This window comes from Acinetobacter sp. YH16031 (genome assembly GCF_013417335.1).
GTDB lineage: Bacteria > Pseudomonadota > Gammaproteobacteria > Pseudomonadales > Moraxellaceae > Acinetobacter.
Window position 1 is genome coordinate 1 of record NZ_VPED01000025.1, and the last position, 12,051, is coordinate 12,051.

A 12,051-nucleotide genomic window follows, 5' to 3' on the forward strand; every position below is an offset into this window, starting at 1 on the left:
ACGGATGCATATATTGCAGAAATTACTCAACGCTTGAATCATCGTCCAAGAAAAAGACTCGGCTTTAAAAGTCCGAGTCAGGTATTATGGCAACAACATGGTGTTGCACTTCAAATGCTAATCTAAGAAATTTTGATTTAAGTTTCGGAAAATTTCTGCTTCACTTTACTGGGAAGATGAAATTACCGATCAATTTTTAACAATCCATCCCAACTAAAATAATTCTGAGTTAGGTGCTGTTGAGACATGGTCCAAGTCCGGTCAGGCATTTTAGCTGCTCCAATCGCCAGCTTTTGATCCCCAAATCTTTCTTTTACTTTTTCTAGCGCTTGTTGAAGCTTCTCATTTTTCTCGATCTGAGCCTGATCCGAGAGCAAATCATAGACATAGGCCGATTTAGGTTCAAGCGCCGTCAAAATAACCCCGCATTTTTTAAACTCTACACCTTCTGAAAACAGCTCATGCATCTGTTGCATCAACGCTCGGTTCATGACAACAACGGAATCAGTAGGTTCAGGAAAAGCGATATTGATAGATTTATGATAAAAGGATCTGTTCTTGTCAAAAGGATTGGATTGAGCGAAAGCAATGATGCAACCACATAAGGATTGATCTTCTCTCAAGCGTTTGACGGCATTTTGCAGGTAATCACTCATAGCCTCCGTTAAAGCTTCAAGATCTGTTACTCGGGAACCAAATGAGCGTGAAGAAATAATCTGCTTCTTGGGCTGGCACGCCTGTTCCAGTTCAATACAGGAAATTCCCTGTAATTCCATCACAGTTCTTTGCATAACAACTGAAAATAATTTTCCGATTCGATGACAATTGGTCTGAGCTAAATCAAGAACAGTATGTATACCTAAGTTCTTTAACTTTTTACTCTGCTGGCGCCCAACCCCCCAGACTTCAGCAACATCAATCAAGCTCCAGAAGTAATCTCTATGTTGTGGATGCATAGAAGAAAGATCGCAAACCCCATTAAAGCGTTTGGCTTTCTTGGCCATATAGTTGGCTAATTTAGCTTCGGTTTTGGAGCGGCCAATGCCTACACAAACGGGTAAGCCAATCCATTGCAAAATACGCCGCCGCATATCCTGACCATATTCTGTTAAATCATGATTTTTTGCATAAGCTGTAATTTTCAGAAAGCATTCATCTATGGAATAAACCTCCTGTTCATCAGGTGCTACATATTCAGACAGAATGGAATGAAAACGTTTGGACATTTCTGCATAGAGGGCATAGTTGCTGGATAGCACTTGAACTTGATGCTGTTCGACAATATTGCGTATCTGGAAGAATGGAACAGCCATTTTAATGCCGAGATCTTTTGCTTCCTGCGAACGTGAAACTACACAGCCATCGTTATTTGACAGCACAATCACAGGTACCTGATTCAGTTTCGGATTGAATAGGCGCTCACAACTGACATAGCAATTATTGACATCAATCAGCGCATAGATTTCTTGCTGATATTTCATCTGAATTTTTTAATGACGTTGGTGACCACACCCCAGATTTCAAATTGCTGACCTTCTACAGGATGAATATCGGAATAGTCATCATTCTCGGCTTTTAGCCAGCAACCCTTTACATCGATAATCAGCCGTTTGACAGTAAATTCGTTATCTACACAGGCAATCACAATATCTCGATGTTGCGCTTCAATGCTACGATCCACAATCAGGGCGTCATTGATATCAATACCTGCATTCAACATTGACAGCGAATTGGCTCGAACAATAAAAGTAGCATTAGCGTTATTAATCAGGAATTCATTCAGGTCGAGTTTTTTATCAATATAATCTTGTGCAGGTGAGGGAAAACCAGCCTGAACGCGTTCAGTAACTAAAGGAATTTCCATTTGGGTAACAGGATCAAACTGGCGAATATCACTGATTTCATTTTCTTTTTTAAGTGATTTTAAGTATGCTTTGATATCCAGGACTTTGCATTCAGGTACACGAATTACTTTGGTTTCTTCGGCCTTTTTTCTGCCTGCACCAATTCTAAAGCCCCCATGCGAATTTGTCATAAACCTGCTACTTCTTGATTGTTGTTACATTAATCAAGATTGTAATGATTGCTTTATTTTTATACAAATAAATTAAATGCTTTAAAATCAGATACTAATAATTAAATTGCTTTTATATTTCAGTTTTCCGACAAACGGGAATCTCGTAGCTTTGCAATAAATTCATCCCGCATTTCGAAGAAAAACTCACTTGCTTCCTCATGATTGCAGTGCAGCCAGTCCTGTCTTGACTCTTCCGGTATCACAATAATTGAGCGTTTTTCATCATTCGGATTATGGAATTGATTCATAAAAGGATGCTGATTTGCATTAATTGTGAGCATTGAAAAAGACCGAACTTTTTCACCCTCAATGATTGCATCATCATAAATGGCTGCAACAGTAAAAGGATCGCCGTCTTCACGAGAAATAGCATACCAATGAGATTTGCCATTAATGTATTTGGGTTCATAGAACGTATCTACAGGTACTAAGGCAAACTGATTGTTTTTCCAGGCATGCCGAAAGCTTGCTTTTGAGGCGACAGTCTCAGTCCGGGCATTATAAGTATGCCGACCAAATTTTAATTCTTTGGCCCAAGAAGGAATAAGCCCAAAACGTGCGATATCCAGTTCAAACTCGTCAGCACCACGCATAATGATGGGAGCGGGAGCCAAAGGATATACATGAGTTTTCATATCCAGTTCAAGTTGCTCTTCATGGATATCTAATAAAGAGAGACGGCTTTTTGAGGGAAATTCATAGTTTGAACACATGGGAGAACGCTCTCATTATGATCTATTATGAGAATTAAAATATAAGAGAGATAAGTTCAAAACAATTTGAATATCGTAAGTTGAATTTTAATCAGCAAGCAGGATTTTTATTTTATAAGTATATATTTAGAGCCTAAAAATATTTAACTCAAGAATATTTTAAGTAAATTTAATATTATGAAAATATTAAAATTTTATTTGATCTATATAGATATACATAATTTAACTTTTTATTTAAAAAAACACTCTAAATGGCTTTGGAAAGCTACAAATATAGATGTTAGTTATATAGGCTTGCAATTATGAGCATGAGGTGAAAAATGAAGTTATTAACGTTAATTGGTGCAGGTGTACTTGCAGGTTATTGTTATAAAAAAATGAAATACAAAAAGGATGGTTCAAATCATCCTGCTACTCAGAATGAACGGGTAGATAGTCAAGCAGCAAATCCTGTTGAATAATCTCTTGAAAGGACCTCACCACTAGCAAGAGAAGGTTGTGAGGTCTCCCATTCTTTCAGTAGAGTCATCTCTGACATGTCTCATATAATTTTTCAGAACTTTGCTATTTTCAGAGAAACAGCAAGCTCTTTTTAGCTATTATTCCTTTTTATCTGTTCTAAATTTTCCTGATTAAATTTATTGATAAAGTTGAATGGTTTACAAAACTATTCATTTTAATAATAGCTATACTTTAAAAATAATGTGATCCTCTTTCTCAGGAGGACAGCTTATGAAAAAACTAATTATCTTGCCTCTTGTAGCTTTAATACTTCTGGGGTGTAGTCAACCAAATACACAGCAAGAAGCTGACTCTAAGATCCTACAGGATGAGGATTTAAAAAAATTTAGGGAGATGGTAAGGAATGCTTTACCGAATTCAGATCTGGTTCAATTTCATCAACAAGAGGGAGAATGTGGTGAGGTTAGTTTCAGAGATAAATCTACGAATGAAATGAAGCATCGGAGGTTTATTGTAGTAAATAAAAATATTGTGCTGATTGAAAGACGGCAGGTAGATCAGGAATATTTTGATCTTTCATGGAGGAATGCATGTCGAGATTATTTCGGGTAAAGAAAGAATATTTATTAAAATTTTTATTTGAAAATAGTGACCGCTATAATTGCATATCAATAAAAAATTTGATTATTGAGCCACTCTTTAGGGTGGCTTTTTAATGTCTGGATTTCTGAATTTTTCTCGAAATATGGGTACTGAGTAGCTCCGTATTTTATATACTAGATTCGCACCAATAAAATAGAATATTGATCAACTTATATTGATAATAAATATAAAAATTATTTAAAAAAGGAACAAAAATTGCTTCTTGAAAGCATAGCTTTTGCTTTAGGTTCTGGATATGTATCTCTTTAAAATATGCGGCATTATTTTCCTTGTCATCCTTGCTGTTTCTCTCATGGTTTTAGGTCTTATTTATCAGGATCCTTTATTTGCTTTGATCGGGCTCTTGTTTGCGGTTTGCGCAGTATTATTATTCTCTATGATCAAGGATAGTCTTGCTGACTTTTAGATCGCTCATTTCATTTAAATACTTAAAGATTTGGACTAGAGATCAAGGTGAATAGTAGGATGATAGCGATCAATCTTATGCACCGGGATGGAATCAATAATTTAGAAAAATAATTGTGTTAAAAAGTCTTTGGATTAATCAGTGGAATAAGGAAGACTTATACGGGCAACCAGTCATGGGGAGTAGATTGATCAGATGACCTGATAACACACTTATTACTGGGTGTTATTTTGCAGACGCTCATCGAAAGATGGGCTTTTTTGTTGCCTAAAATAAAGCTTTATCAAGTTCAAACTAGAAATTATTGACTGCAAAGATCACAGTTTAGGCTTTTTATGTATAGATAGATATTTAATTTCTATATATATTTGTATTTGTCATGAATTGGCTATTGTTTGACCGTTGTACATTTCGTCAACAATCCTGAATCAGCGCAAAATGATAAAGGGGAAGAGCCCACAGCAATGTGGGCTTTTTTATCGCCTAAAGAAAAGTTTGGCTTAATTTCTTACTATGTATCTGGCTTGAATAGCTTAGCTAAGTTAAGTAATAGATCTGGTCAAAGAGACTGAGATTAACTAGAAATTTGAATAAGTGACTTATTTCTATTTTATCGGTCAATATGATTGTTAATCATCGACTTAATATCTAAGTGTGATTTACTGCATACAATATTTTCATTATATTTTACCATATGTTCAAAAATCTCCACATTTTGAATTTAGAGTTCTGCGGACATCGTCCCCAATGATGTGGTTTTTTTTTGACTGGAATAGCTAAGTGATATTTTCATTAACCTATAACTAAAGAGGGTAGCACCTAGTTTCGTGGAGAGGCTATTTTTATATCAATAGGTATGATAGATTAGAGTTCTGGCGGTAACTGCCAATGTGGGTCAGTCCAGCAAGTTTATCTTGTGACACTCCCGCCGTTTGAAGTGTTACTATGAAGAAGCTCATCGAAAGATGGGCTTTTTTGTTGGTTTATTAAACAAAAAGGTCCATACTAAGGCCCATGCTTAAATTAAGTTGAATCTTTTGAAAAAAAAGAGTTGTAATTTTAGGCGGAGTATTTTTGGCATTTATATTCTTTCTGTGTTTCCATTTATATAATCTTTCTAGCGAACAAGAAAGAGCAAAGAGTTTAGAAAAATTGTCTGATGAGCTTAAAGCTTCTGAATAGATAAGTTTAAAAGATAAAACGAAAGCCCATCATAAGTGGGTTTTTTTTACAGGTATATACATTTTTATTTCTTAAAAATAATATTTATTCAATTAAATGAAATGTTATAAAGAGTCTTCACAGTCTTTTAAATAGATTGATGCACCTTATGAATAAATATAAAGCGATAGATCTAAGTTTTCTTAATTGGGTATATGATGAAATTTTAGCGACTTTCGAGCCCACAAAATCTAGAACAATAAATAAATCACGATTTCTATCAGAAAATCTAAAGTTAATTGCTGAACATCTCGGTGAAGATGCGTCAGTGACAACTAAGGTACCAGCAGTAAGATTTAAATATAGATCACAAACTAAAACTTTATGGGTATTTGACGTATCCGATATTAATGACAGGTTCACATTCATTAAATATTTATTCGATTTCTTTGCGAGTTTTTAAAGTCCATAGAAATAAGAGCTTTTTTGTTGCCTGATAAACTTTATACGGCGACCAGAACACAAAAATAATTAAATAGTGTAATTCCTGTCTAACAAATAACCAAATTTAACCCAAAGCCAACCAGCACCCACCATTCAGTAATGCTTCTTATACTATTGCTGCACTATATAAGTGCTACTTTAAAGGTGCTCCATGAATAATGATGAACTAGCTAAAAACTATAATGACGTGTTAAAGAAGCCTACCCGCTTAACTTCCCCAGGTTAAGCGGGTTATTTTTTGTCTGGAAAAAAGTATGCTCCGATTACTATTCTCCTTATTCTGCCTACATGGTGCGACTGAGATTAGCGACGGCAAGAAAGAATGCCGGGATTGTTTGAAAAAAGTTTAATTTAGAATGATAAATTTTTTTTATTATCAATGAGTTAAGTGTTCTGTGCTATTTGATTTTTCAATAATAATAGGCTAATAATTGGTTTGAATTTTGACTTAACGGGCTGGTTATGAGCACACATACAATATATTCACACAACTGATTACTTAATATCAGTTATCAATTCTAATGTTATTAATTTTAATAACCCATATTTTGAATTCAAAGAGGCGCGAAAGGAGATGAGCGCTAAAACTCCTGTTGAGGTGGAGCGCTACTATCAATACTCAGCTATCGACCTAACTATCACCCAAGTCAATGGATGGGTTGAGTTTAAAGCAAAGTTAAAATCATAGCCGAACGTATTACGGCAAACTAAACCTCTTACATTCTAAATGTTAAGGGGTTTTTCTTTTCTTATTGGTGAGCCCATGATAGACAAAGTACAAGCTAAATAAGGCTCAGATTTTGTAACGTTAAGCTGTCTAAATGTCAGAACCTCAGTCATTTTAATTCTTAGAACCATCAAATGATTACGATTGATAAGCTCATGATTGAACTAAAAGAATAAATTAAGAATTTAGGTAATGTATTAAGTTAAAATCTAACTTTTCTAAAATTAGTTAAAGAGCTTTGAAGAATCTATAGATGATTAGCTTATAGATTAACTAGACTCAACCGAGACCCATTCAATGCAACTAAGCGCAACTTATATTTATTTTAAGTTATCAGAAATGAAAGAGTATCTAGTTTGATGCAATCTCTAGCTATTCATTACAGACTCAGTTTTTTCTACTTTTTTTATTATGCGATTGTGGGCGCATTCATGCCTTTCTGGAGTCTGTATCTAGAGGATCAAGGCTTTAATTATCAAGAAATTGGGGTTTTATCTTCGATTGCGATTGTCACCCGATTTTTTGCGCCATTTATTTGGGGGTGGATTGCAGACAAATCCGGGAAACGCATGTTGCTGGTGCGTATAGCTACCTGGATGGAAGCTTGTATCTGGTTCATGATATTTATCATTCCAAATAGCTTCCAGTCAGTCGCTTTGCTCATGCTGATTTTCAGTTTCTTTCAAAATGCAATTTTGGCTCAGTTTGAAGGTGTGACTTTATTCTGGTTAGGTGAAAAAAGGGCAGAGCTCTATGGTAAAGTGCGTAAGTGGGGATCTATTGGATTTATTATTGGTGTATTTGGTTTAGGAGCAATTTTTGAGATTGTCAGCATCAGTATGCTACCAGTCTTATTGCTCTGTATTTCATTTCTAGCTTTCCTCTGGTCATTTACCATCAAAGAACCCTCAGCAGCACCCACAGCTCAGAAAAAACTCGAAGCCTTATGGCCGATCTTCAAGCGGCCAGTGGTATACAGTTTTTTCCTGATTGAACTGATCATGCTGTTTTCACATGCGCCGTTTTATAGTTTTTATAGTAACTATCTCAGCCAGAATGGATTCAGTACCAGTCAGATCGGATTGTTTTGGTCGGTTGGGGTTATTGCTGAAATCATTATGTTCGCCTATGCCACATTTTTTCTGACACGCTGGTCATGGCGGCATCTGGTGATGCTATGCCTGTTAATGACTGGTTTAAGATGGCTGACTGTCGGCCTATTTCCATCGTCATTTCTGGCACAGTTTCTTGCCCAGAGCATTCATGCTTTGAGTTTTGGCTTATTCCATATGATTGCCATGCGGGTTATTTTCCAGAACTTCTCGGCTGGACAACAAGGCCGTGGACAGGCACTGTATAGCACCATGTGGGGCTTAGGCGTGGCGAGTGGCAGCATTCTAGCCGGTCGTTATTGGGATCAGGTCGGTGGAACATCAATCTTTATTGCTGCTGCGCTGTCGACCTTGCTTGGCCTATTGTTGGTATTTGGCTTACCCAGCAAAGTCGAATTGCAAAAGCAGGTTTAAGATACGATTGAATGATTAAATGCGGATTTTGGAATATTGATTAAACCAGGGCTGAGCCTGTTCTAATTGAGCGGCCAGTTGTAACAGCAAATCTTCACGGGCAAATGGTGCAATAAACTGTGAGCCCAAAGGCAGGTTATCTTCATTCCAGTATAGCGGTACAGACATTGCAGGAAGGCCGGTAATATTGGCTAACTGGGTGAATGGCACCCATTTTAGGTTTTCTTTCACAATCTGGTCGACCAGCTTACCTTGTGCCAATAAATGTGCCTTATTCATTTTTAATAAAGCTTTAAGAATCGGCTTCTGCCAGTTTGGTGTCTTGACTTCGCCATTTTTGGGTGCAACAGTGGCCGTGGCTGGTGTCAGGTAGAGATCATAATCATCAAAGAAATGATTCATCTGGGTCACATATTGTCCCCAGTTGGTCAGATTTTGGATATATTCAATTGCCGTCGTTTTGGCACCAAAAGCAGCTAGCGCCAGAGAATCCAGTTCAAAATCGCCTGATCTGGATGGATAGCCTTTCTGGATTTCGTCCAGCATATAAGAAAACTGGCTAAACCACGTCGTAATAAAATCTTTAGCCAGTTGCATGCCATCAATCTGCGGTTGATCCTCAACGACTGCATGACCTAAAGATTCCAGTAAACGGGCAGTTTGTTCTACCGCTTTAATAGCATCCTGAGAAACAGGCGTATCAATGCTGGAACGCGTATTAAATGCGATTTTTAATTTTTTTGGTGGTTGCTGAATCACTTCCAGATAATGTGTATGCGGACGTTGAATCGTAAACAGTGAACTGCGATCTTCACCATGGGTGGCATCCAGCATTGCCGCACTATCCCGAACAGTTTTGGTGAGTACATGTTGAATGGCAGCACCGTGCATTGCCTCACTCATTTGCGGTCCCCACGGCGTACGTCCACGGCTTGGTTTTAAACCAAACAGACCACAGTAGGAAGCCGGAATACGAATTGAGCCACCACCATCACCTGCACCGGCAATTGGCACAATGCCGGCTGCCACAGCAGAAGCAGAACCGCCTGACGAGCCACCACTGTTATGTCTTAAATTCCACGGGTTTTTACAGCTGCCCCAGGCATCTGGCTCGGTAATGCCTTTAATTCCGAATTCAGGGGTGTTGGTACGGCCAAAGGTCACAATACCTGCCTGTTCCCAACGATTAACAATCTCGGCATTGGTTTCAGCGATATACCCGATACGCTTTAAACCCTGACATCCATAAGACGTCGGATAACCTGCATATTCCTGAAACAGGTCTTTGACCAGAAATGGAACTCCAGCAAAGGGGCCAGACAGTTTTTGCTGGGTACGCTGCAAGGCATGCTCATGCATGGGAATAATAATGGCATTGATTTCAGGATTAATATTTGCACTGCGTTCTAAGGCAACTGATAAAAGTTCACTTGAATGCACCTGTTTATTTTTAACCAGTTCAGCCAGTCCTAATCCATCGTATTGTAAGTATTCTTCAAATTTCATCTGCATTCCCTAGCGTTGATATTGTTATAAGGTTGTAGAGGGTTTCAGTTCAGGATGCAAGCACCACCTGATTACGTCCCAAGTGTTTGGCTTGATATAAGGCCTGATCCGTGGTATTGATCAGTTGCTGTAAATCTTGAGAAAGCGGGGCATGTTGATGCGTAATCCCGAGACTCACAGTAATCGATAACGGTGATCCATCAGGTTGATACATTGGCGTTTTAGCTACCAGTTCACGAATACGCTCGGCAATAAACTGGGCCTTAGATGGTTTGGTATCCCAAAGCAAAATCACAAATTCCTCACCACCAATACGCGCAAACAGATCCTGAGAACGTAAATTGGAACGGATGATTTCAGCAAAGTGTTGCAGTACTTTATCGCCCACATGATGGCCAAAATGATCGTTTAAACGTTTGAAATGATCAATATCCAGCATAATCAGGGAAAACTGCACACTCTTGGAATGTTGCAGTAAATATTCACCTTTCTGAAAGAAAAAATGCCGGTTCATGGTACGCGTCAGACTGTCATGATTGGCCAAATACAATACCCGTTTAAACAGATCATTGCGGTTCTGACTGATGATACACAGGATCAGCGGTGATAATGCCAGCATAAATAGTCCGATCCTTAACGAGATATAAATGGTCGAGTCTGCCAACGTATCATGTGTAGTGGCATAGAACTGGGTCAGGCTGTAATACATCAAAATGATTACAAAGGCATTAATAATCGCAATTGTGAAGATGCGATAGGTCAGTGCTGCCCAGATTAAAGCTGCCAACGGATAAAGCAGGGCACCTGGACCGACAAAAATATTACTCAGGATAATACACAGGATTACCGTACCTGCTGGCAGCAGATAACTAAAAGAGTTCTGCTTCTTTCTGCGGTTTTTAAATAAATACTTGAGATCTTTGGTTCTAGGAAAGGCTAGAAAAAGCGGCAGGACAATAATGTAATTTACCATTTCGCCTGTCCACCACAGCCCAAAATCAATCCATAAATTTTCCTTGGTCATAAAGGAATGAGGAAGATTGGGTAAGGTCGCAACGGCAAAAACTGCACTAGCCAGGCATCCTGCAAATGCACAGATGCCGAACATATGCACGAAAGTGAAGCCAGTATTGTAATACTTATAATTGATCTGGAAATATCGGATAAAAAACAGCGATACAATCGTACTAATCAGGTTAGCAAGCGTTAGAAACAAACTCTGTAAAAGATTATTACCTGTTGCCAGATCGGCAAACATGAAGGCACAGAAAGCACCTAGCCACCCGCCCATATTGTTTAAACGGGGGAAGCGTAAGAACATGGCCAGCAAGGCAGCATTGGCAGGCCAGAGTATGGCTAAATAATCCTGTGTTCTGGTCATGATGCCAATCAAACAAGTCACTAAAATAATGAAAAGAATGACCAAGTAGGCATATGTTTCAGGATTCAAGTTCTGGTCTGTGATTCGAGGTATTCGCAAATCTAAGTCCTGTATCTAATTTTTATTTGTGAAATATCACTTTGTTTGGGAAATGCTTTTTACCCAAAAGTACAACTTTATTCTTGGAATAATCTGTTTTTACTTACGTTATCAATATACGTTTGTATACGAAATATATACAAAAAAATTAAAAAAGGAAATCCATGTTTTTAAACTATAATGATAAAAATTTGTTTTATTTCGGTATTTAAACTGATGCAGAGCAGAATATGATCCCGAAAAATATGATAAGTTAAAATTAATTATTAGGATTGAAACGAAGCCTGTGAATATGAAAAAAACCTGTCTTAGCCTTGTCTTGCTCATGAGCTCATCTTGGCTAATGGCAACAGAAAATAATAATCAAGCTGCAAATAGTATTGCGAAACCTATCGAAGTTCCGAATACCTTTACCATTAATACCCGTCCTGAAATTGTCGGGCTATGGGGAATGGAAATTCCAGATAATAAGAAATGTGTTGAATACTATAATTTTAAAGGTAATAACAACGTAGTGATTAAAAGCGGTTCAGAATGGACCACAGGACTGTATGACTATCAGCCTTCACAAGATCCGGCTGCACAGATTCCAGCGCTGATTATGCAGGTTAAATACGACAATAATGAAAAAGACTGTTCTGGCAATCAGGTAGATCAGTCAGGCGAGATTTCGCAGTATTTTGTGAAGTGGCAGAACTCAAATACCATTAATTTCTGTGCCAATGAAAAAGCAGAACAATGTTTTGCTGTGCTTCGACGCATTTTGCCTTGATTGAAGACTTGATATAAAAAAACCGCTGACTTCAGCGGTTTTTTATTAGATCAA

General features: G+C 37.8%; 9 protein-coding genes. 4 read left to right on the forward strand and 5 right to left on the reverse strand.

The window, feature by feature from the left end:
* Window positions 1–182 precede the first annotated feature (182 nt).
* The 3 genes from FTV31_RS11195 to FTV31_RS11205 all read right to left on the reverse strand — a co-directional run bounded on the left by FTV31_RS11195 (window position 183) and on the right by FTV31_RS11205 (window position 2,790).
* A complete protein-coding gene (locus FTV31_RS11195; protein ID WP_180014895.1) occupies window positions 183–1,481 on the reverse strand; it encodes a Y-family DNA polymerase in 1,299 nt (432 codons plus the stop codon).
* Window positions 1,478–2,035, reverse strand: coding sequence for a LexA family transcriptional regulator (locus tag FTV31_RS11200; RefSeq protein WP_180014897.1), 558 nt, complete (start codon window positions 2,033–2,035; stop codon window positions 1,478–1,480). The genes FTV31_RS11195 and FTV31_RS11200 overlap by 4 nt, the downstream gene beginning before the upstream one ends.
* Window positions 2,036–2,154: 119 nt before the next feature.
* Complete coding sequence (locus FTV31_RS11205) at window positions 2,155–2,790, reverse strand: SOS response-associated peptidase (protein WP_180014899.1); 636 nt, start codon at window positions 2,788–2,790, stop codon at window positions 2,155–2,157.
* A gap of 320 nt (window positions 2,791–3,110) precedes the next feature.
* On the opposite strand from FTV31_RS11205, the gene FTV31_RS11210 reads away from it, so the two are divergent.
* The 3 genes from FTV31_RS11210 to FTV31_RS11220 all read left to right on the forward strand — a co-directional run bounded on the left by FTV31_RS11210 (window position 3,111) and on the right by FTV31_RS11220 (window position 8,239).
* Entirely contained in the window at window positions 3,111–3,251 is a 141-nt protein-coding gene (locus FTV31_RS11210) for a hypothetical protein (RefSeq protein WP_180014900.1), read from the forward strand.
* Window positions 3,252–3,522: 271 nt separating this feature from the next.
* Window positions 3,523–3,864: a hypothetical protein gene (locus tag FTV31_RS11215; protein WP_034170370.1), complete on the forward strand. Its 342-nt coding sequence runs from the start codon at window positions 3,523–3,525 to the stop codon at window positions 3,862–3,864.
* Window positions 3,865–7,072: 3,208 nt separating this feature from the next.
* Window positions 7,073–8,239 carry an MFS transporter gene (locus FTV31_RS11220; RefSeq protein WP_180014902.1) on the forward strand — a complete coding sequence of 389 codons (1,167 nt, stop codon included), beginning with the start codon at window positions 7,073–7,075 and terminating at the stop codon, window positions 8,237–8,239.
* 15 nt (window positions 8,240–8,254) lie between these two features.
* Here FTV31_RS11220 and FTV31_RS11225 read toward each other — a convergent pair whose 3' ends face one another.
* The gene (locus FTV31_RS11225; protein WP_180014904.1) at window positions 8,255–9,745 is read right to left on the reverse strand and encodes an amidase; all 1,491 of its coding nucleotides are present in this window, start codon (window positions 9,743–9,745) and stop codon (window positions 8,255–8,257) included.
* Window positions 9,746–9,794: 49 nt separating this feature from the next.
* Window positions 9,795–11,225: a diguanylate cyclase gene (locus FTV31_RS11230; RefSeq protein ID WP_180014906.1), complete on the reverse strand. Its 1,431-nt coding sequence runs from the start codon at window positions 11,223–11,225 to the stop codon at window positions 9,795–9,797.
* Between the two features lie 325 nt (window positions 11,226–11,550).
* Here FTV31_RS11230 and FTV31_RS11235 point away from each other — a divergent pair, with 325 nt between their 5' ends.
* Window positions 11,551–11,997, forward strand: coding sequence for a hypothetical protein (locus tag FTV31_RS11235; protein ID WP_171065466.1), 447 nt, complete (start codon window positions 11,551–11,553; stop codon window positions 11,995–11,997).
* Window positions 11,998–12,051: the final 54 nt, after the last annotated feature.